Source organism: Jiangella rhizosphaerae (assembly GCF_003579925.1).
Taxonomy (GTDB): domain Bacteria; phylum Actinomycetota; class Actinomycetes; order Jiangellales; family Jiangellaceae; genus Jiangella; species Jiangella rhizosphaerae.
This window is the reverse complement of sequence record NZ_QUAL01000110.1, coordinates 1-19,679: the sequence shown is the minus strand read 5'-3', so window position 1 is coordinate 19,679 and position 19,679 is coordinate 1. Positions and strand designations below refer to the sequence as shown.

Annotated in this window: 19 protein-coding genes and 1 pseudogene; 4 read left to right on the top strand and 16 right to left on the bottom strand. The window is 72.3% G+C overall.

The window, feature by feature from the left end:
• From DY240_RS11790 to DY240_RS11765, 6 genes and pseudogenes are all read right to left on the bottom strand, one after another.
• A pseudogene (locus tag DY240_RS11790) lies at window positions 1–361 on the bottom strand (ADP-ribosylglycohydrolase family protein); the annotation flags it as partial.
• Window positions 358–1,314, bottom strand: a complete 957-nt coding sequence (locus DY240_RS11785; protein WP_119660085.1) for an ADP-ribosylglycohydrolase family protein — start codon at window positions 1,312–1,314, stop codon at window positions 358–360. The gene DY240_RS11785 and the pseudogene DY240_RS11790, both read right to left, overlap by 4 nt.
• Window positions 1,314–2,612 (bottom strand): ABC transporter substrate-binding protein, encoded by a 1,299-nt coding sequence (locus DY240_RS11780; protein ID WP_199701347.1) that lies wholly within the window; start codon window positions 2,610–2,612, stop codon window positions 1,314–1,316. Before DY240_RS11780 ends, DY240_RS11785 begins: the two co-directional genes overlap by 1 nt.
• Before the next feature lie 28 nt (window positions 2,613–2,640).
• A complete protein-coding gene (locus DY240_RS11775; protein ID WP_119660084.1) occupies window positions 2,641–3,477 on the bottom strand; it encodes a carbohydrate ABC transporter permease in 837 nt (278 codons plus the stop codon).
• Window positions 3,474–4,418: a carbohydrate ABC transporter permease gene (locus DY240_RS11770; RefSeq protein ID WP_119660083.1), complete on the bottom strand. Its 945-nt coding sequence runs from the start codon at window positions 4,416–4,418 to the stop codon at window positions 3,474–3,476. Before DY240_RS11770 ends, DY240_RS11775 begins: the two co-directional genes overlap by 4 nt.
• A complete protein-coding gene (locus DY240_RS11765; RefSeq protein ID WP_199701346.1) occupies window positions 4,415–5,422 on the bottom strand; it encodes a LacI family DNA-binding transcriptional regulator in 1,008 nt (335 codons plus the stop codon). Before DY240_RS11765 ends, DY240_RS11770 begins: the two co-directional genes overlap by 4 nt.
• Window positions 5,423–5,840: 418 nt before the next feature.
• Between DY240_RS11765 and DY240_RS11760 the strand changes: the two genes are divergently transcribed.
• Window positions 5,841–7,958: an alpha/beta hydrolase-fold protein gene (locus DY240_RS11760; protein WP_119660082.1), complete on the top strand. Its 2,118-nt coding sequence runs from the start codon at window positions 5,841–5,843 to the stop codon at window positions 7,956–7,958.
• Window positions 7,959–7,961: 3 nt separating this feature from the next.
• Here DY240_RS11760 and DY240_RS11755 read toward each other — a convergent pair whose 3' ends face one another.
• The 3 genes from DY240_RS11755 to DY240_RS11745 form a co-directional block, all read right to left on the bottom strand.
• Window positions 7,962–8,894, bottom strand: coding sequence for a tetratricopeptide repeat protein (locus DY240_RS11755; RefSeq protein WP_119660081.1), 933 nt, complete (start codon window positions 8,892–8,894; stop codon window positions 7,962–7,964).
• Between the two features lie 170 nt (window positions 8,895–9,064).
• Window positions 9,065–9,244 (bottom strand): hypothetical protein, encoded by a 180-nt coding sequence (locus tag DY240_RS11750; protein ID WP_119660080.1) that lies wholly within the window; start codon window positions 9,242–9,244, stop codon window positions 9,065–9,067.
• 69 nt (window positions 9,245–9,313) lie between these two features.
• Window positions 9,314–11,023, bottom strand: coding sequence for an acyl-CoA mutase large subunit family protein (locus DY240_RS11745; protein ID WP_119660079.1), 1,710 nt, complete (start codon window positions 11,021–11,023; stop codon window positions 9,314–9,316).
• Between the two features lie 71 nt (window positions 11,024–11,094).
• On the opposite strand from DY240_RS11745, the gene DY240_RS11740 reads away from it, so the two are divergent.
• Entirely contained in the window at window positions 11,095–11,550 is a 456-nt protein-coding gene (locus DY240_RS11740; RefSeq protein WP_119660087.1) for an RrF2 family transcriptional regulator, read from the top strand.
• Between the two features lie 525 nt (window positions 11,551–12,075).
• Here DY240_RS11740 and DY240_RS11735 read toward each other — a convergent pair.
• Window positions 12,076–13,074: an ABC transporter permease gene (locus tag DY240_RS11735; RefSeq protein WP_119660078.1), complete on the bottom strand. Its 999-nt coding sequence runs from the start codon at window positions 13,072–13,074 to the stop codon at window positions 12,076–12,078.
• Window positions 13,075–13,173: 99 nt separating this feature from the next.
• Here DY240_RS11735 and DY240_RS11730 point away from each other — a divergent pair, with 99 nt between their 5' ends.
• Window positions 13,174–13,764 carry a TetR/AcrR family transcriptional regulator gene (locus DY240_RS11730; RefSeq protein ID WP_119660077.1) on the top strand — a complete coding sequence of 197 codons (591 nt, stop codon included), beginning with the start codon at window positions 13,174–13,176 and terminating at the stop codon, window positions 13,762–13,764.
• On the opposite strand, the gene DY240_RS11725 is transcribed toward DY240_RS11730, so the two are convergent.
• The 6 genes from DY240_RS11725 to mce form a co-directional block, all read right to left on the bottom strand.
• Entirely contained in the window at window positions 13,754–14,260 is a 507-nt protein-coding gene (locus tag DY240_RS11725; protein ID WP_119660076.1) for a MarR family winged helix-turn-helix transcriptional regulator, read from the bottom strand. The genes DY240_RS11730 and DY240_RS11725 overlap by 11 nt on opposite strands.
• Window positions 14,261–14,270: 10 nt before the next feature.
• Window positions 14,271–14,969 (bottom strand): PH domain-containing protein, encoded by a 699-nt coding sequence (locus DY240_RS11720; RefSeq protein WP_119660075.1) that lies wholly within the window; start codon window positions 14,967–14,969, stop codon window positions 14,271–14,273.
• 10 nt (window positions 14,970–14,979) lie between these two features.
• The gene (locus DY240_RS31875; RefSeq protein WP_157574795.1) at window positions 14,980–15,132 is read right to left on the bottom strand and encodes a hypothetical protein; all 153 of its coding nucleotides are present in this window, start codon (window positions 15,130–15,132) and stop codon (window positions 14,980–14,982) included.
• A gap of 104 nt (window positions 15,133–15,236) precedes the next feature.
• Window positions 15,237–16,199 (bottom strand): methylmalonyl Co-A mutase-associated GTPase MeaB, encoded by a 963-nt coding sequence (meaB, locus tag DY240_RS11715; RefSeq protein ID WP_233552708.1) that lies wholly within the window; start codon window positions 16,197–16,199, stop codon window positions 15,237–15,239.
• Window positions 16,196–17,365 (bottom strand): acetyl-CoA C-acetyltransferase, encoded by a 1,170-nt coding sequence (locus DY240_RS11710; RefSeq protein ID WP_119660074.1) that lies wholly within the window; start codon window positions 17,363–17,365, stop codon window positions 16,196–16,198. Before DY240_RS11710 ends, meaB begins: the two co-directional genes overlap by 4 nt.
• Window positions 17,366–17,413: 48 nt before the next feature.
• Window positions 17,414–17,839: a methylmalonyl-CoA epimerase gene (mce, locus tag DY240_RS11705; protein WP_119660073.1), complete on the bottom strand. Its 426-nt coding sequence runs from the start codon at window positions 17,837–17,839 to the stop codon at window positions 17,414–17,416.
• Window positions 17,840–18,209: 370 nt separating this feature from the next.
• Between mce and DY240_RS11700 the strand changes: the two genes are divergently transcribed.
• Window positions 18,210–19,463, top strand: a complete 1,254-nt coding sequence (locus DY240_RS11700) for a coiled-coil domain-containing protein (RefSeq protein ID WP_119660072.1) — start codon at window positions 18,210–18,212, stop codon at window positions 19,461–19,463.
• The last annotated feature ends 216 nt before the right edge of the window (window positions 19,464–19,679 follow it).

Sequence of the window (19,679 nt, the reverse complement as noted above, 5' to 3'; positions counted from 1 at the left end):
TGATCCGGCCGCGCGGCAGCGTGCCGGCGGCGGCCGCCGTGCGCCAGTGGGCGTGCACGTCGTCGCGGCCGAGCGCGCCGGGCCGTGCCGCGGTGTCGAGCAGCCAGGTCAGCGTCCATGCCGCCCATTCCGCGTCGTCGCCGGGACCCAGCCGCAGCGGCGCCGTGGGCTGGTTGAGCGCGAACGGCACCGGCAGCGTCGTCACCTGCTCGGTCTCGGCGAACGCGTCGAGCTCGCGGTGCAGCCGGCGGGTCCACGGCGGCAGCAGCGCAGACCGGTGCCGGACGGCGGGCCAGCCGGCGGCGTCGCCGATGGCCAGCCCGAGCAGCGCCCCCGCGGTGCGGTCGCGACGATCGCTCACGTTCCCGCCTCCAGGTGGTCGGCCAGCCGGTCGGCGAGGTCGAGCGGGTGCAGGCCCGCCACCACCTCGCCCAGGCAGCGGCCCGTCACCGGCCCGATCTGCGCCTGCCAGTCCGGCGGCACCGCGCCAAGCCCGCCGTGCGCGCCGGCCAGCGCACCGGCGATGGCGGCGGTGGTGTCGGCGTCGCGGCCCATCGCGACGGCGCCCGTCACCGCGCGGGCGAACTCGCCGTCCGCCGCCAGGAAGGCACCGAACGCCAGCGCGACCGCCTCGGGCGCGAGGTCCGTCCACGGGTAGGGCCGGACGACGACGGCGTCCAGCAGCGCCGGCACGTCACCGGCATGCGTGACGCCGGCCCGCAGCGACCGCGCCGTCCACGAGTCGTCCGGCACGGCGGCCAGCGCGGCGGCCGCGATGTCGTGCGGCGTCGCCGTCCCCGTCATCGCGACGGCGACCGCGGCGGCCACCGCGACCCCGGCGTGCACGCCCTCTCCGTCATGGCTGACCGCGCCGTCGACGGCGGCCAGCCGGGCGGCGAGAGCCGGGTCGCCGGCCGCGTAGACGCCGTGCACCGCCGCCCGCATGGCCAGCCCGTCGCTCCACGAGTGCAGGTGCCGGCCGCTGGCCGGCGGCCGCAGTCCGGCGCGCAGGTTCTCGATGGTGCCGAGCTCGCTGAACCCGGCGCCGGAGAACCCACCCTCGCGGCCGGTCAGGTGCCTGATCCACGCGTCGGCGACGTGGTCGCTGGTCAGCGCGGCGCCGTGCTCGAGCAGCAGCAGTGCGCTGAACGCGGCGTACTCGGTGTCGTCGGTGCCCGACGGCCGGTCGGTGAGAAACCCGGTGACCGTGCCCCAGCGGGCGGCGATCTGCTCGGCCGTCAGGTTCTCCGCGGGGGCGCCCATGGCATCGCCGACGGCGAGCCCGAGCAGGCACCCCCGCGCGCGGTCCCTCATCAGCGCTGGTAGCGCTCGAGGACCGCGTTGCCCTCGTCGACCAGCTTGGTGCCCAGCTCCTCCAGCGAGATCTGGTCGCTGAAGTACTCCTGGAACGCCGGGTTCGCGATCCGCGACTTCCATTCCTCGAACCCCTTGACCTGCTGGAACGGCGCCATCTCCAGGTCGTCGGCGGTGGCCGTCGCGACGTCCCAGCCGGTGGCGGGGTCGTTGAGCTCCGGGCTCTGCGCCGCCTCCTGGCTGGTCGGCAGCAGCCAGTCGCCGGCGGCCAGCTGGACCTGGTTCTCGGCGTTGAGGAAGAACTCGATGAACTGGACCGCCTCCTCCGGGTGCTCGGTGCTCGCTGACACCGAGAGGGTCTGGCTGACCGCACCCTGCGCGCTGCTGTCGCCCTCGAGCGCGGGCAGCGTCACCCAGTCGAACCCGTCCGGCGCCTGCTCGACCAGCTGCTGGCGCAGCCAGATCGCGCCCGGCAGCATCGCGTACTGGCCGGCGAAGAAGCCGGGCAGCGCGTCGGCCGACGACATGCCGATGCCGTCGGGCGAGGCCGACCGGTCGGTGTAGAGCATCTCGTGGATGCGCCGCGGCACCTCCTGCTCGGCCGCGTCGAAGACCGCCTGTGCCTCCCCCGCCGGGTCGGTGAAGTAGTCGCCGCCGAAGTTGCGGGCCAGGTTCAGGATGCGGTTGGCCGGCGCGTTGAGCGGGATGACGGCGCCGAACTGGCCCTCGGTGGTCAGCTGCGCGGCGACGTCGGCGAACTCGTCCCACGTCCACGGGTCGTCGACGGTCGGCAGCGTGACGCCGGCCGCCTCGAGCAGCGTGCGGTTGGCGAACACGACCTGCGACTCCTGCAGGAACGGCACGCCGTAGACGGCGTCGCCGAACGTCGCGGTGTCCCAGGCGCCCTCGCGGATGTCGTCGCGGATCTCGTCGGACAGGTACTCCGAGAGGTCGAGGACGTTGCCGCGGTCGCCGAAGTCCTGCAGCACGGTGGACTCGTAGTGGAAGACGTCCGGCGCGGTGCCGCCCTCGAACGACGTCATCAGCTGGTCGTGGACGTTGTTCCAGTCGCCCTGGAGCAGCTCGACCTGGATGTCGGGGTTGGCCTCGTTCCAGGCATCGACGATGGCCTCGTTGGCCTCGACGGCCGCGGTCTGCCAGGCCAGCGTCTGGAAGGTCAGCTCGACCGGCTCGCCGCCGCTGCCGCCGTCGCCGCCGGTCTCGTCGTCACCGCCGCCGCAGGCCGCGAGCACCAGGCCCGTGGCCGCCGCGAGGGCGACGATTCGCATCGAACGCATGGGGTTCCTCCTCTTCGAGGTCCTGTGGTCAGGACTTGACGGCTCCGCCGAGCAGCCCGCCGGTGAGCCGGCGCTGCATGACGGCGAAGAAGATCAGGCTGGGGATGGTCGCGACCAGCGACGCCGCCGCCAGCGGGCCGAGCCGGGCCACCCCTTCGGCGCCGATGAACTTCACCAGCGTCAGCGAGAGCGTCTGCAGCTCCGGGTCGCGGATCAGCACGAGCGCGAACAGGAACTCGTTCCAGGCCGAGACGAACGCGAACAGCCCGGCCGCGACGACGCCCGGCGCCAGCAGCGGCGCGATGACGCTGCGCAGCGTCCGCACCTTGGTGGCGCCGTCCATGGCGGCGGCCTCCTCGAGCTCGATCGGGATCGTCTCGACGTAGCTGCGCAGCATCCAGAGCGCGAACGGCATGCTCCAGACGACGTAGACGGCGATCAGCCCGAGGTAGGTGTCGTACAGGCCGAGGTCGCGCAGCAGCAGGAACAGCGGGATGATCACCAGGATGAACGGGAAGATCTGGCTGAGCAGCACCCACACCAGCGTCATCCGGCTCAGCACCGACCGGTAGCGGGCCATCACGTAGGCCGCGGGGATCGACAGCACCACCGTCACCACGCACGACACCCCGGCGACCAGCAGCGTGTTGAGCATCGAGCGCACGATCGGCTGCTCGTCGAACGCGGCGCGGAAGTTGTCGAACGTGATGTCGTTCGGGATCCAGGTCGGATCGATCAGCGCCAGCTCCTGCGGCGTCTTCAGCGACGTCGAGATCAGCCAGAACAGCGGGAACGCCAGGAACACCAGGTAGGCGGCCAGCGCGACGTACTTCAGCGTCGTGCCGACGGGCGTCGAGCGGTTCATCGCGCGTTCGCCTCCCGGACCCGTTGGCGCAGATAGAACACGACGAACACCGCGATCACCACGACCATCGCGTTGCCCAGCGCCGCCGCGTAGCCGTAGTTGCCGTAGCGGAACGCCTCCTCGTAGGCGAACAGCAGCGGCAGCCGCGTCTCGCCGCCCGGCCCGCCCTGCGTCAGGACGTAGACCAGGCTGAACGAGTTGAAGTTCCAGATGAAGTCGAGCGTCGTCATGGCGACGACCACCGGCTTGATCGCCGGCCACGTCACGCTGCGGAACCGCTGCCAGACGTTGGCGCCGTCCATCGCGGCCGCCTCGTGCAGCTCCTTCGGGACGCTCTGCAGCCCGGCCAGCAGCACGACCGTCGTCTGCGGCATGCCCGCCCAGACGCCGACCACGATGACCGCGGGCAGCGCCACCGAGAACGACGACAGCCAGTCGACGTTCTCGTCGATGATGCGCAAGTCGAGCAGGACGTCGTTGAGGATGCCGGCGTTCGGGTGGTACACCAGCCGCCACATGATGCCGATGACGACCGGCGGCATCGCCCAGGGCACCAACGCCAGCGTGCGGGCCAGCCAGCGCAGCCGCAGCTTCTGGTTGAGCAGGAGCGCGAGGCCGAGGCTGGCGAAGAACTGGAGGATGGTGACCGAGAACGCCCAGATCAGGCCGATGCGGAACGAGTCCCAGAAGTAGGAGTCGTCGAGCAGGTTCCGGTAGTTCTCGAAGCCGGTGAAGGTCGTCTGGGCGTTCGCGCCGGCCTGGGCGTCGGTGAAGCCGAGGTAGATGCCGCGCAGCAGCGGGTAGACGCTGAACAGCACGACCGGGATCAGCGCCGGGACGGCCAGCATCAGGCCGTCGCGGTCCAGGCCGAGGAACGAGCGGCGCTTGCGTGGCTGCTGGGGCCGCGGCGTCGCCGGCGGCGCGGTGACGGTGGCGCTCATCGGCTGCTCTCCCGGACGGTCAGCGACGGGGGGACGGTGACCCGCTCGGGCGGCGCGTCGTCGCCGTCGAGCCGGCGCAGCAGCAGCTCGGCGGCGATGCGGCCGCGGTCGGCCGAGCCGAGCGAGACGCTGGACAGCGGCGGGAAGCTGGTGGCGGCCAGCGGGGTGTCGTCCATGCCGACCACCCGGACGTCGCCGGGGACGTCGCGGCCCAGTTCGCGCAGCGCGTGCAGGACGCCCGTCGCGATGAGGTCGTTGGCGCCCAGGACGGCGTCGACCTCGGGGTGCGCGGTGAGCAGCTCGCGCGCCGTCCGGCGGCCGGCCTCGAACTGGAAGTCGGTGAACCGGACCAGCTCGTCGGTCTGGTCGCTCAGGCCGGTGGCGGCGAGGCCGCGACGGTAGCCGTCGTAGCGGGCCCGGCCGGGGACGGTGTCGAGCGGGCCGTCGATGAACGCGATGCGCCGGGCGCCGGCCTCGGCCAGGTGCTCGACCGCCAGCTGCGCGCCGACCCGCGAGTCGGCCCGCACGTTGTCGACGGGGACGTCGTCGGGCAGCAGGCCGATCACCACCACCGGGACGGCGGTCTGCCGCAGCGCCTCGACGTGCCGGTCGGTGACGCGCAGCGGGCACAGGATCAGCCCGTCGACGTAGTTCTGGCTGAGGCTCGCGAGCACGCCGAGCTCGTCCTCGACGTCGGCGCCCGTGCTGTGCAGCAGCAGCCGGTAGCCCTCGTCGCGCAGCGTCGGCTGGATGCGGCGCACCATCTCGAGGTAGGCGGCGTTGCCGATGTCCTCCATGGCGAACGCGACCTGCCCGGTGTGCCGCGTCTTCAGCGACTGCGCGACGACGCTCGGGACGTAGCCGACCTGCCGCACGGCCGCGTTGACCCGGGCGACCATGTCGGCGTTGGAGGTGTTGCCGTTGAGCGCCCGCGACACCGAGGAGATCGAGACCCCGGCGACCTTCGCGACCTCGTGGATCGTCGGCCGACGGCGCTGCGTCACGTGCGTCCACCTCCTCGTGGCGTCGGGTCGGAACCGTTTCCGAGCTCTGGTACGGGAACGTGCGGGAAACGTTTCCGGGATGTGTCAGCCATCGAACCGCGCCCGACCCGGCCCCGTCAAGTCGCCGATACGAACCCGTGACCCACCCGCCCCGCCCCACACCTCCCCCGGCGCACCGTCAGCCCCCTCACCCCCTCATGCCGTTGATCTTGGAGTTGTTCGGCCATCTATCGGGCATATCGGACGCCAATGGCCGAACAACTCCAAGATCAACTTCGGTGGGGTGCGGAGTTGGCCCTCTTGACGGGTCGCCAGGGCGCGTGCTGGAGTAGCGCCGACTTCCCGGATTCGCCGCCACGGGCCTCGCCCGGCATAGCGCGGAAACGTTTCCGGAACCATCGGCGCAAAGGAGCGGCGCATGACGGGACGGAACCGGGCCACCGCGGTGGCGGCGGCATCGTTGCTGGTCGCGGCGGCACACGTCGCGACGACAGGGTCCTCGCCGGACCCGTCGCGCGCGGCCGCTCCCGCCGAGCCGGCCCAAGGGACCATCGTCACCGGGACCGCACCGGCTGGAGCCGCGGGCGTCCCTGTCGACTACGCCGCCTACCTGCCCGCCGGCTACGACGACGGCGACGAGGAGTACGCGACGGTCTACCTGCTGCACGGCCGCGGCGACACGATGGCGGCCTGGCAGCAGGTCAGCGCCGACCTCGACCAGCTGATCGCCGACGGCACCGTCCCGCCGCTGATCGCCGTCATGCCGGACGCGCCCTGGAGCGAGCGCGGCAACTGGTACGTCGACTCCCGGCACGTCGACGGCGCGGCCGTCGAGACCGCGCTGACCCAGGACCTCGTCGCGCACGTCGACGCCTCCTACCGCACGGTCGACGACCGCGACGCCCGCGCCGTCGGCGGCTACTCGATGGGCGGCTACGGCGCGCTGCGCTACGCCCTGGCCCACCAGGACGTCTTCGCCGCCGGCATGGTGCTCAGCCCCGCGGTCTACGTGCCGCTGCCGCCGGCGGACTCGTCGGCGCGCGAGTTCGGCGGGTTCGGCCTCGGCGAGGCGCTGTTCGACGACGACGTCTATACGTCGCTCAACTACCCGGCGCTGCTGGACGCCGTCGACCCGGAGCTGCCGACGCACCTGTTCATCGCGGTCGGCGACGACGAGTGGGCCAACCCCGCACCCGAGGACGCCCAGCACGACATCGACTTCGAGTCCGCCCGGCTGTACAACACCGCACGACGGGTCGACGGCGTCACCGCGGAGCTGCGCATCATGGACGGCGGGCACGACTGGGACGTCTGGCGCCCGGCGTTCCGCGAGGGCCTCGCCGACCTCGCCGGCCGGCTGCGCACGAGCGACCCGCTGCCGCTGCCCGGCATCGTCACCGGCACCGACGGCGACGACCGCGCCGGCGGCGTCGCGATGACCGGCGGCCTCACCGTCACGGCGGTCACCGAGGGCGGCGTCGACCCCGTCCTCACCGCGACCGGCGGCGACGGCGTCCAGAGGTGGGCCCTGCCGCTCGCCACGCCGGCCAACGACCGCCTCTACGGCCTGCACACCGGCGCGGACGGCGATCTGTACACGGCCGGCTATACCCGCGGCGACCTCGACGGCCAGCACCCCGGCAACGCCCGCGACGACGCGTTCGCCGCCCGCGTCACCGTCGCCGGCGAGCTCGCCTGGGTGACGCAGTTCGGCGACCCGGCCGCGGCCGACCGCGCCTACGCGAGCGTCCCGGCGCCGGACGGCGGCCTCTACGTCGCCGGCTACACCAGCGGCAGCGTCGGCGGCACGCCGAGCGCCGGCGACAAGGACGCGCTGCTCGCCCGGCTCGGGCCGGACGGCGAGCTGATCTGGACCCGTCAGCTCGGCGGCGCCGGCGAGGACAAGGCGCTGGCCGTCACGATCGGCGCCGACCGGCGCGTCTACGTCGCGGGTGTGACGTCGCAGGCGATGCCGGGCGCGACGGCACACGGCGGGCTCGACGCGTGGGTCGCGCGGTTCACCGCCGACGGCGCGCAGGACTGGCTGAGCCAGTTCGGCACCGCCGAGTCCGACCAGTTCACCGCGCTGGCGCCGTTGCCGGCGCAGGGCGTGGTCGCCGCCGGCCACACCGGCGGCGTGCTGGGCGCGGCGAGCGCCGGCGGCAACGACCAGCTCGCCGTCGCGGTGACGTCGGCGGGCCGGGCCCGCTGGATCACCCAGGACGGCACCGACGGCGACGACCGCGCCGCCGCCGTGCACGTGGGCACCGACGGCACGATCACCGTCGCCGGGCACACCGACGGCCGGGTGGGCGTGAGCGCCGGCGGCGTCGACGTCGTGGTCAGCACGCTCGGCAGCCGCGGGCAGGTGCGCGAGCGGACCCAGTTCGGCACCCCGGAACGCGACGGCGCCGACGAGTGGGACGAGTCGAACCTGTACCTCGGCGGCGACGGCCGGCTGATCACCGGTTTGACGTTCGGCGGCGGCCGCGGGCTCGGCGACGTGTTCGCCGGCCCGCTGCCGCCGTCGTCGTAGCGCCTAGAACAGCGCGCTGGCGAGCGCTGACCGCGCCTTGACGACGCGCGGGTCGGTGCTGCCGACGATGTCGAACAGCTCGACCACCCGGACGCGCACCCGCTCGCGGTCGTCGCCGAAGACCCGGCGGACGGTACCGATGAGACGATCGAACGCCTTCTCGACCTGGCCGGACACCACCTCGATGTCGGCGGCCAGCAGCTGGGTGTCGACGTCGGCCGGGTTGGCGTCGGCCGCGGCCACCGTGGCGGCGGCGTCGACGCCCGCCGTGCGGCGCAGTAGCTCGACCTGGGCCAGCCCGGCCTTCGCCTCGGCGTCGCCCGGTGACTCGGTCAGTACCTGCCGGTAGGCCTCGGCGGCCTTGTCGAAGTCGCCGGCGTTGATGGCGTCGTAGGCGGCCTCGAACCGCGGGTCGATCGGCTCCTCGGCCACCCCGTCCTCGGCCTCGGCCGACCCGCCGGCGCCCGGAATGGGGTCGGCGCGGCCGGCCACACCGTTGGCGACGGCCATCTGCAGCAGCTGGTCGATGACCTGCTTGGCCTGGGCCTCGGGGATGGCGCCCTGGAACAGCGGGACGAGCTGCCCACGCAGCACCGCGACGACGGTGGGGATGCTCTGCACCTGCGCGGCCTGCGCGATGGCCTGGTTGGCGTCGACGTCGATCTTGGCGAGGACGAACCGGCCCTCGTACTGCGCGGCCAGGCGCTCGAGGATGGGCGAGAGCGTCTTGCAGGGCTCGCACCACGTGGCCCAGAAGTCGATGACCACGGGCACCGACATGGAACGGGTGAGCACCTCGGACTGGAACGTCGCCTCGGTGACGTCGATGACGAAGCCACCGCCGGCGGCGCCCGGCGCGGACGGCCGCGGCTGCCCGCCGCCGTTCAGGGCGGACAGGTCGACGGCGCCGGGGCGGCTGAAACTCTGCGAGCTCATGCCCCTATCCTCCACCGATCATCCGCGCGTCTGCCACACGGGTCGTTCAGTGCCGTCTCAGAAATCGGGTCATGCAAAGAACACCAACTCTCTCCACTCCGCAATCACCCGGACCGAGGACTCAGGGAGACCTTCGGTCCCCCATCGCCCTCGGTTTTGCATGACCCTCCTCAGTCCCAATAGGCACTGTTCCAGTGGCGGGCGTCGACGGGGTGCGCGCGGGGCAGCGGGACGTGGCCGGCCGGGGCCTCCGCCCGGGCCGAGCGGTCCAGCCGGCCGAGCCGGTGCAGCGGATACGCGTGCAGGAGCAGGATCACGACCATGAGGACCAGCAGCGTCGGCACCAGCATTACGGCCTCCCTGGTCGGAGCGTCGTTGCCCGCATGGTGGCAGATGCCGGGCGCGCCGTCCACCCGTCGTCAGAACCGGGCGGGTTCGGAGTACACCCCCCATTCCGCCCGCAGCGCGTCGCAGATCTCGCCCAGCGTCGCCTCGGCCCGGACCGCGTCGAGCATGGCCGGGACGATGTTCTCGTCGGTCCGCGCGACGTCGACCATGGCGGCCAGCGCGGCCCGGACGGCGGCGTCGTCGCGCTCGGCGCGCCGCTTCGCCAGCACCTCCCGTTGGGCGTCCTCGACCTCGTGCGACACCCGGAGGATGTCCAGCTCGCCGGTGACGGTGTCGGTGTGGACGTTGACGCCGACGACGCGCTTCTCGCCCTTCTCGACCCGCTGCTGGTGCTGGAACGCCGACTCGGCGATCTCGCCGGTGAACCAGCCGTCCTCGATGCCGCGCAGGATGCCCGCCGTCATCGGGCCGTAGGTGTCGCGCCAGCGGTGGTCGCGCTCGCCCATGGTGCGGATGCGGTCGAAGATCGCCTCGGCCTCGGCCTCGAGCCGGTCGGTCAGGGCCTCGACGTACCACGAGCCGCCGAGCGGATCGGCGACGTTCGCGACCCCCGTCTCCTCCATGAGCACCTGCTGGGTGCGCAGCGCGATCTCCGCCGCGGACTCCGTCGGCAGCGCCAGCACCTCGTCCAGCGCGTTCGTGTGCAGCGAGTTCGTGCCGCCGAGCACGGCGGCCAGCGCCTCGACCGCGGTCCGGACGACGTTGTTGTACGGCTGCTGGCCCGTCAGCGAGACGCCGGCGGTCTGCGTGTGGAACCGCAGCCACTGGGCCTTCTCGGTCTTCGCGCCGTAGACGTCGCGCATCCACCGCGCCCAGATGCGGCGCGCGGCGCGGAACTTGGCGATCTCCTCGAAGAAGTCGACGTGTGCGTCGAAGAAGAACGACAGGCCGGGCGCGAACACGTCGACGTCGAGGCCGCGCGACAGCCCCAGCTCGACGTAGCCGAACCCGTCGGCCAGCGTGAAGGCCAGCTCCTGCGCGGCCGTCGAACCGGCCTCGCGGATGTGGTAGCCCGACACCGACAGCGGCTTGTAGTCGGGCACGTCGGCGGCGCAATATTCCATCAGGTCGCCGATGAGGCGCAGGTGCGGCTCGGGCTCGAACAGCCACTCCTTCTGCGCGATGTACTCCTTGAAGATGTCGGTCTGCAGCGTCCCGTTGAGGTCGCCGACGGCCACGCCCTGGCGCTCGGCCGCGACGACGTACATGCAGAAGATCGGCACCGCCGGTCCGCTGATCGTCATCGACGTGGTGACCTCGCCCAGCGGGATGCCGTCGAACAGCTCGTCCATGTCGGCCGCGGAGTCGATGGCGACGCCGCAGTGCCCCACCTCGCCGAGGCTGCGCGCGTCGTCGGAGTCGCGGCCCATCAGCGTCGGCATGTCGAACGCGACCGACAGCCCGCCGCCGCCGGAGCGCAGGATCATCTTGTAGCGCTCGTTCGTCTGCTTGGCGTTGCCGAACCCGGCGAACTGGCGGATCGTCCACGCCCGCCCGCGGTACCCCGTCGAGTAGAGGCCGCGGGTGAACGGGTACTCCCCCGGCCAGCCGATGCGCTCGAACCGGGGATCGTCGGTGTCCTCGGGCGGCCCGTACACGGGGTCGACCTCGGTGCCGGACAGCGTGGTGAAGTCGGCGTCGCGGACCTTGCCGGCGGCGATGGCGGCGTCGAGCCTGGCCTGCCAGCGTCGGCGGCCCTCCTCGATGGCGCGGGCATCCATGATGGGGTCTCCATTTAGTTGGACGTCCTAGCAACTGGCTCCATCGTACTCGCAGTGGAATGATCGGGGTCGTGCACATCACAGCGCGCGCCGACTACGCCGTCCGGGCGGTCGTGCAGCTCGCCTCGCAGCAGCCGGCGTCGGCCACCCGGCAGCAGCTGGCCGAGGCGCAGGACATCCCCGGCAAGTTCCTCGAGACCATCCTCGGCGACCTGCGCCGGGCCGGCATCCTCGACGCCCAGCGCGGCGCCACCGGCGGCTACCGCCTCACCCGGCCCCCGGCCGACATCACCATCGCCGACATCGTCCGGGCCACCGAGGGCCCGCTGGCCGCCGTGCGCGGCATGCCGCCGGAGGACACCATCTACCCCGGCCCCGCCCAGCCGCTCACCCGCGTCTGGGTCGCGGTCCGGGCCAGCCTGCGCGAGGTGCTCGAGCACACGACGGTGGCCGACGTCATCGCCGACCGCCTCCCCGAGCACGTCGTCGAGCTCCAGAACCGCCCCGACTCCTGGACCCGCCGCTGATCCCGTTCGTCCTCGTTCCGTACGTTGGGGGCAGACCGGGAACGACTCGACGTTGCCGCGCCCGTTTCGCCCCGTTCGTCGGGCTGTGGACAGCGATGATCATCCAGGATCGTGCACATCACGAGGATTGCCCGAGCTTCACCATGACTGTAGGGGTGTTGACGCTGGGGTAATCCTCGTGATGGCCCGCGAATCACGGCGAAATCTCACCAAGTGGACGCCCCACGACACCAACGCCACACAGAAACCGGGCCAGACGCGCCAGCCCCGTCGCCACACTCCCCCGTCCCCCCGATAGCTGCCCGTTCTCNCACACTCCCCCGTCCCCCCGATAGCTGCCCGTTCTCAGCCGCGGGCGCGCGGGTCAAGTCCAAGGCCCCCAACCAGAAGCGAACAGCACACAGTCAGAGGCCGCGGACTTGAGGCGCGCGCCCGCGGCCAAGACAATCGGGCAGCAGGGGGACGGGTCCAACGCGGCAAGCCAGACGCGCCGACGGATCGGGGTCGGCGGGGGCCCCGCGAACATCAGGCCCGGCCGAACGACACCTGCTCCACGTCACCTGACGTCGGCTCGGCCGGAGCAACCGGAGCGCGTCGCGCGCCGACGGCCGCCAGCACGAGGCCGAGCACGATCCACCCGCTCAGCACGAGCACCGGCTGACCCGCCGCCGCACCGTCGAAGAAGGCGGTCGACCGCAGCAGCGACCCGCCCGCCCCCGGCGGCAGGAGCTGGCCGAACGCCCCCCACCCGGACGGCAGCAGCTCCGGCGCCGACGTGATGCCCGACAGCGGGTTGCCCAGCAGCAGGAACGTCGCCGCGCCGAGGGCCGCACCGACGTGTCCCAACAGTGCGTGCAGGCCGATCAGCGTCACCGACGCGGCGGCCAGTGTCAGCGCATATGCGCCGGCGTTGGCCCACCAGTTCCCGTCCAGCACGCCGAGCCAGCTCTGCATGACGGCGACCGCGACGGCGCCGCCGCCCAGTGCGGCCACACTGGCGCCGACCAGCCGCCGGCCCACGCCGGAGACGACGAAGCTCATCGCGGCGCCGATGGCGATACCGCCGATGACCAGCGGCAGCGCGCCGGAGCTGAATCCGGTGCCGCGTGGGTCGTCCGACGGCGGCGGCGCGACGTCCTCGACCACGGGACCGGCGGCCTCCTCACCGGACGAGGCCGCCATCGACGTCGCCACGCCCTGCAGCAACTGGGCCACGACGGGGCTGGCCGACGATGCCGTCAGGACCGTCGGCGGGCCGGACGGCGACAGGACGACCGCGCCGTACACGTCCCGGTCGGCGATGGCGTCCCGCGCCTCCTGCTCCGACGCGACGGCGTCGACGGAGAAGCCGTCCGGAACGGCCTGCTCGAGCTGGTCCGACACCGCCGCGGCGGCCTCGGGCGGCCCGGCGACGGCGATGAGCACGTCGCGCGGGGCGATCTCGGAGCTCGGCCACACGAACGCGGTGACCAGCACCCCGATGACGACGGACAGGCCCAGCGCGATGCCGATGACCCTGCGCATGGTTCCTCCACACCTAAAACGAACGATCGTTCTCCAATACCCACTCTGCGCCCCCGCGCGTCGCGTGTCAAGAACGACCGTTCGTTTTATGATGAATCCATGCCCCGTGTCTCAGAAGCCCACCTCGCCGCCCGGCGGCAGCAGATCCTCGAGGCCGCTTGGCGGTGTTTCAGCCGCCAGGGCTTCCACGCGACGTCCATGCAGGACGTCTTCGCCGAGTCGGGGCTCTCGGCCGGCGCGGTCTACCGGTACTTCCCGAGCAAGGCCGACCTCGTCCGCACGACGGCGGAGGGCATCGCGGGCATCGCCGAGGACGCGTTCCAGGAGCTGATGTCCGAGGACCCGGTCCCGCGGCCCGCCGAGGCGCTGCGGCGCACCCTGGTGCAGATCACGCGGCACATCGCGTCCGGCGAGGTCGACCGGACGAAGATCGCGCTGCACGTGTGGTCGGAGGCGGTCCGCGACGAGGAGATCCGCGGCATCGTGACGGTCGTCGCCGACCGCATCATCAGCCGCTGGGCCGAGCTGGCCGAACGCTGGAGCGACGCCGGGTACCTCGCGGCCGACGCCGACCCGCGGAAGGTCGCGCACACCATGTACGGCGTCATGATCGGCTTCGTCGCGCAGCGGCACCTGCTCGACCTCGAGACCGACGACTACCTCGACGGCTTCGGCGCGATCAGTCGCTGAAGTCGCCCGCCGCCACCCGCAGCCCCCGCAGGATGTCGAACACCTGCTTGCGGTCGTCGCCGCCGAGCGCACGCAGGCCGAACTCGGCCTCCATCAGCTCGGTGGTGACCCGGCCGACGGCGTCGCGGCCGGACTGTGTGATGCGGGCCAGCGTGCCGCGGCCGTCGCGGGGGTTGGGCTCGCGGGTGACGAAGCCGGCGGTCTCGAGCCGCTGGATCGTGTTGGTGACGCTGGTCGGGTGCACCATCAGCCGCTCGCCGATCTTCGCCATGGGCAGCGCGCCCGTGCGGCTGAAGCTGAGCAGCACCAGCGCCTCGTAGCGGGCGAAGGTGAGCCCGTACGGGCGGCAGATGCGGTCGAACTCACCGATGAGCAGCTGCTGCACCCGCATGATCGACGTGGCCGCGGCCATGGCGTCGGACGGGCCGAACCGCTCCCGCCAGATCGACGCGGCGCGCTCGATCGGGTCGAAGTCCAGGTCCAGTGGCTCCGCCATGAAGGAAAACCTAGTAGACGCCCTGCCGGCGGCGAGCGCTGACCGGTCCCGGATTGCGCGGATGGTCCGGACGACGCGGGTTCTTCTTCTTGGGCTCCTCGGCCGCCGGGGCCGACGCGCCGGTGGCCTCGCGCCGCAGCGCGTGGATGACGCGGGCGACGTCGTTGGGCCGCGGGATGTAGTGGATGTCGCGCACGCCCTGTTCCTGCGCGGCGTTCTCGAGCACCAGGTGGCCGGAGAAGAACGGCCGGAGCCACCACGGCCGCACGACGGTGATGTCGAGCAGCCGGACGATCTCCATCTCGGCCTCGTTGAGCGAGAACAGCCCCCACACCCGGAACACCCGGGAGTCGGTGACGACGAACCGGTCGCGCGCGATGTACAGCGACTTGATCAGCGCGTACCCGAGCAGCCCGGCCGCACCGGCCAGCGGCAGCCAGGCCGTCCGGGCCTCCATGAACGGCGCCACGACGAGCAGCAGCAGGCCACCCAGTGCGGCGAGGGCGGGTAGTGCGTACAGGATGGCGCTGTGCTTGCACTCGGCGACGATCTCTTCGCCGGCGACGAGCTTCCGCTTGACCAGCCGGTGTCCGAACCACGAGGTGAAGTTGCGCCAGAACAGCCGGAGCAGGCCGTCCTCGGCGACGCGGTCGAGCCAGCGGACGAATCCGTCGGTCAGCCCGTCGAGCGTCCTCCTGGGCGTCCACATGGCGCGGGACTCAGAACAGCTCGGTGAAGAACGTCATCACGGCGTCGAAGAAGTCGGCGATGCCGTTGCCGATCTCACCGAGCAGATCGGCGAGACCCTCGGGCTCGGTGAGCACGAAGTACACCAGGAACGCGATACCCAGGATGATGAGCGCTTTCCTCACTGCATCATCCTTTCGTACCGGGGCGCGCGGACGAGGCCCGCCACGCGCGCTGCTTCCTGACTTTGTACCTCACGTTGGGCCGTAGACCCCAGCGCCACGCCGGATCATGACACAGCCGCGACGATCTTCTCCGCCGCGGCGTACGGATCGAGCTCTCCGGCCAGCACGTCGCGGGCGAGGTCGTCGAGCCGTTCGTCGCCGTGCAGCCCGGCGAACCGGCGGCGCAGATCGGTGACGGCGATCGCCTCGATCTCGTCGCGGGCGCGGCGGACGCGGCGGCGCTCGGCCTCGCCGCTGCCGGCGGCCCAGGTGCGGTGCGCGGCGATGGCCTCGACCAGCTCGTCGATGCCCTCGCCGCGGGCGGCGACGGTGCTGACGATCGGCTGGCGCCAGTCGCCCGGGCCCCGCTCGGCCAGCCGCACGGTACTGCGAAGGTCGCGGACGACCTGGTCGGCGCCGTCGCGGTCGGCCTTGTTGACGACGAACACGTCGCCGACCTCGAGGATGCCCGCCTTCGCCGCCTGGACGCCGTCGCCCATGCCGGGTGCGAGCAGCACCAGCGTGGTGTCGGCCAGCGCGGCGACGTCGACCTCGGACTGGCCGACACCGACGGTCTCGACGAGCACGACGTCGCAGCCGGCGGCGTCGAGCACCCGGACCGCCTGCGGCGTGGCCCACGCGAGTCCGCCGAGGTGCCCGCGCGTGGCCATGGACCGGATGAACACGCCGCGGTCGGTCGCGTGGTCCTGCATGCGGACGCGGTCGCCCAGCAGCGCGCCGCCGGTGAACGGCGAGGACGGGTCGACGGCCAGCACGCCGACCCGGAGGTCCTGCGCCCGGTAGGCGCTGACGAGGGCCGACGTGACGGTGGACTTGCCGACGCCGGGCGCGCCGGTGATGCCGACGACGGCCGCCGACCCCGCGTGCGCGACCAGCTCGGCGGTCAGCTCGCGCAGGCCGGGCGCGCCGTTCTCGACCAGCGTGACCAGCCGCGCGACGGCGCGCGGGTCGCCGTTCGCCGCCCGTTCGACCAGGCCGGAACCGGCCGCGGACACCGTCACCGTCACGGCACCCGCAGCACCAGCGCGTCGCCCTGGCCGCCGCCTCCGCACAGCCCCGCGGCGCCCACCCCGCCGCCGCGGCGACCCAGCTCCAGCGCCAGGTGCAGCACGAGCCGCGCACCCGACATGCCGATGGGGTGGCCCATGGCGATGGCGCCGCCGTTGACGTTGACCTTCCCGGGATCGAGGCCCAGCTCGCGGGTGCTGGCGATGCCGACGGCCGCGAACGCCTCGTTGATCTCGACGAGGTCGAGGTCCTGCGCGTGCAGGCCCTCCTTTGCGCAGGCGGCCTGAATGGCCCGGGCCGGCTGGCTCTGCAGCGTGGAGTCGGGGCCGGCGACGACGCCGTGCGCGCCGACGTGGGCGATGGGCGTGATGCCGAGCTCGGCGGCCTTCTGCTCGCTCATGACGACGACCGCGGCGGCGCCGTCGGACAGCTGCGACGCCGAGCCGGCGGTGATGGTGCCGTCTGGCCGGAAGCTGGGCTTGAGCCGGGCCAGCGACTCGGCGGTGGTGTCGGCGCGGATGCCCTCGTCGCGCTCGACGACCACGGGGTCGCCCTTGCGCTGCGGCACCTCGACGGGGACGACCTCGTCGGCGAACAGGCCGTTCTTCCAGGCGGCGGCCGCGCGCTGGTGCGACGCGGCGGCGAACTCGTCCTGCTCCTCGCGCGTGAGCGTGCGGTTCGCCGACTCCGTCAGCGCACCCATCGCCTGGTCGGTGAAGACGTCGTAGAGGCCGTCGTAGGACATGTGGTCCAGCAGCGTGACGTCGCCGAACTTGAAGCCCTGCCGCGACTTGGGCAGCAGGTGCGGCGCGTTGGTCATGGACTCCATGCCGCCGGCGACGACGACGTCGAACTCGCCGGCCCGGATCAACTGCGCGGCCAGCGCGATGGCGTCGAGCCCGGACAGGCACACCTTGTTGACGGTGAGCGCGGGCACCGTCATCGGGATGCCTGCCTTCACCGCGGCCTGGCGAGCGGGGATCTGGCCGGCGCCGGCCTGCAGCACCTGGCCCATGATCACGTACTCGACCTGGCCCGGTGCCACACCGGACCTCGCCAGCGCGGCCTGGATGGCGAACCCACCGAGGTCGGTGGCCGAGAAGCCGGACAGCGAGCCCAGCAGCTTCCCGATCGGGGTGCGTGCCCCACCGGCGATGACGGCCATGCGTCCTCCTCGACGTCTGTGCGGCTGGCTCTACGGTAACGCCGCGGTTCAGTGCTCCGCGGGCTGCACCAGCTCGACCAGCACGCCACCGGCGTCCTTCGGGTGCACGAAGTTCACCAGCGACCCCGCGGTGCCGCGGCGGGCGGTGTCGTAGAGCAGCCGCAGCCCCCGCTCGCGCAGCGTCGCGGCCGCCGCCTCGACGTCGTCGACGCGGTAGGCCAGCTGCTGAATGCCGGGCCCACGGGTGTCGAGGAACCGGGCGATCGCAGAGTCGGGACGCAGCGGCGCGAGCAGCTGCAGCCGCGCGCCGTCGTCGCCGTCGGACACCCGCAGCATCGCCTCGCGGACGCCCTGCTCCTCGTTGCGTTCCTCGTGCTCGAGCTCCATGCCGAAGTGCTCGCGGTACCACTCGACGGCGGCGTCGAGGTCGGCGACCGCCACCCCGACGTGGTCGATCGTCGTGAACAGCCCCATGTCCGAAACATTACGGCTGCGGAGCGTCCGGACGAGAATTCGGCGGATCTGTCCCAACCGGTGGTGAGTTCGCATTTGGACAACTAACGTGTGCACCTTGGAGGCCAGAGGTCGACCTCCGGAGGGATGCCCCAGCCCGACTCACCCAACCGAACCCCTCGACGCCGTCAGCCCGCGGTGTGCGGACGTCCACCGCCATCGGCACCGGCGCAGTATCGGAGTACTCTGCGTTGCTATCCGAGGGGCTCGGCGTCCGTGACGGGGAAGACCCGGGCAAGCACCTCGACGGATTTCGACTACACCAATGACGTGTGCCTGCCCTGACGGGGTGGCACCCCCGATGAGGGAGAACATGAGCGAGGTAAGGGAAGTGGCGGTCAGGGAGACGGGCGCGGACGGCCTGTCGATCTTCGACGGCTCGCCGACGGGCGGGTTCACCATCGCGATGCGTGGCTACGACCGCGTCCAGGTCGAGCAGCACGTGCGGCAACTGGAGGCGACGCTCGCGCAGACGCGCGGCCGCGCCAATGAGCTCGACAAGCAGGTCGTGCGGCTCCGCCAGGAGCTCGCCGAGGCCAGCACCGAGCTCCGCGAGGTCGAACGCCCGACCTACTCCGGCCTCGGGGCCCGCATCGAGCAGCTGCTGCGGCTGGCCGAGGAGCAGGCGAGCGAGCTCATCGCCCAGGCCGACGCCGAGGCCAGCGAGACCCGCGCCGAGGCGCAGGTCATCGCCACCGAGCTGCGCACCGCGGCCGAGAACGAGGCCAGCGAGCTGCAGGCGAACGCCAAGCGCGCCGCCGACGAGCTCATCGACGAGGCCCGCATCGAGGCCGAGGAGGTCCGCTCGGCCGCCAACCGCGAGGCGTCGAACCTGGTCGAGACGGCCAAGCGCGAGGCCGCCAAGGTCCGCTCGGCCATCGAGCACGAGACCAGCGAGCGCCGGGCGCAGGCCGAGCGCGAGCTGAGCCGGCTGCGCGCCGTCGCCGAGCGCGAGGTCACCGAGCTGCGCGCCACCGCCAAGCGCGAGGTCGACGACCTCCGGACGACGGCCAAGCGCGAGGCCGAGTCCATGCGCGCCAAGGCCCAGGCGATCCTCGACGAGGCGCAGCTGAAGGCCGAGAAGGAGAACACCGAGCACGAGCTGCGCCTGGTCGCCAAGCGCGAGGAGCTCGAGCGCGAGATCAACGAGCGCTACGAGGCCTCCGTCGCCGAGACGCAGAAGCTCGTCAACGACGCCGAGAACCGCGCCGCCGACGCCGAGGCCCGTGCGGCCGCCGCGCACGAGCGCGCCGAGAAGGTCCGCCGCGAGGCCGACGAGCAGGCCAAGGCGCTGGTCGCCGGCGCCAAGCGCAACGCCGAACAGCTGGTCGCCGAGGCCAAGGCGCACGCCGAGAACACCGTCTCCGAGGCCAAGGCCGAGGCGACGTCCACGCTGACCGCCGCCAAGCGCGAGGTCGCCGAGCTCAACCGCCAGCGCGACAGCATCACCGCGCACCTCAGCCAGCTGCGCAGCCTGCTGGGCGGCCTGGCCCCGGTCGACCCGACCCCGGCGGTCGGCGGCTCCAGCAAGTCCGACGACGTCGTCGACGCCGAACTGGTCGACGACCCCGGCTCGGACAAGTAACAGCACCGAAACCCGACGGCCGGGCACGTCCTCCTCGAGGCAGGACGCGCCCGGCCGTCGTGCGTCCGTCGCATTGACGCGCGGCGTTGGTCGTGGCGTTGGCCGTCGGCGATCGTGTACATCACGACGATTACGTGAGCTTCACCATGGCTGTAGGGGTGTTGACGCTGGGGTAATCCTCGTGATGGCTCCCGAATCACGGTGAAATCTCACCAG

Coding starts and splice junctions, on each gene's coding strand:
- DY240_RS11785 (WP_119660085.1), bottom strand. CDS start 1,314: ATGAGGGACCGCGCGCGGGGGTGCCTGCTCGGGCTCGCCGTCGGCGAT.
- DY240_RS11780 (WP_199701347.1), bottom strand. CDS start 2,612: ATGCGTTCGATGCGAATCGTCGCCCTCGCGGCGGCCACGGGCCTGGTG.
- DY240_RS11775 (WP_119660084.1), bottom strand. CDS start 3,477: ATGAACCGCTCGACGCCCGTCGGCACGACGCTGAAGTACGTCGCGCTG.
- DY240_RS11770 (WP_119660083.1), bottom strand. CDS start 4,418: ATGAGCGCCACCGTCACCGCGCCGCCGGCGACGCCGCGGCCCCAGCAG.
- DY240_RS11760 (WP_119660082.1), top strand. CDS start 5,841: ATGACGGGACGGAACCGGGCCACCGCGGTGGCGGCGGCATCGTTGCTG.
- DY240_RS11755 (WP_119660081.1), bottom strand. CDS start 8,894: ATGAGCTCGCAGAGTTTCAGCCGCCCCGGCGCCGTCGACCTGTCCGCC.
- DY240_RS11750 (WP_119660080.1), bottom strand. CDS start 9,244: ATGCTGGTGCCGACGCTGCTGGTCCTCATGGTCGTGATCCTGCTCCTG.
- DY240_RS11745 (WP_119660079.1), bottom strand. CDS start 11,023: ATGGATGCCCGCGCCATCGAGGAGGGCCGCCGACGCTGGCAGGCCAGG.
- DY240_RS11735 (WP_119660078.1), bottom strand. CDS start 13,074: ATGCGCAGGGTCATCGGCATCGCGCTGGGCCTGTCCGTCGTCATCGGG.
- DY240_RS11730 (WP_119660077.1), top strand. CDS start 13,174: ATGCCCCGTGTCTCAGAAGCCCACCTCGCCGCCCGGCGGCAGCAGATC.
- DY240_RS11725 (WP_119660076.1), bottom strand. CDS start 14,260: ATGGCGGAGCCACTGGACCTGGACTTCGACCCGATCGAGCGCGCCGCG.
- DY240_RS11720 (WP_119660075.1), bottom strand. CDS start 14,969: ATGTGGACGCCCAGGAGGACGCTCGACGGGCTGACCGACGGATTCGTC.
- DY240_RS11710 (WP_119660074.1), bottom strand. CDS start 17,365: ATGGCCGTCATCGCCGGTGGGGCACGCACCCCGATCGGGAAGCTGCTG.
- mce (WP_119660073.1), bottom strand. CDS start 17,839: ATGGGGCTGTTCACGACGATCGACCACGTCGGGGTGGCGGTCGCCGAC.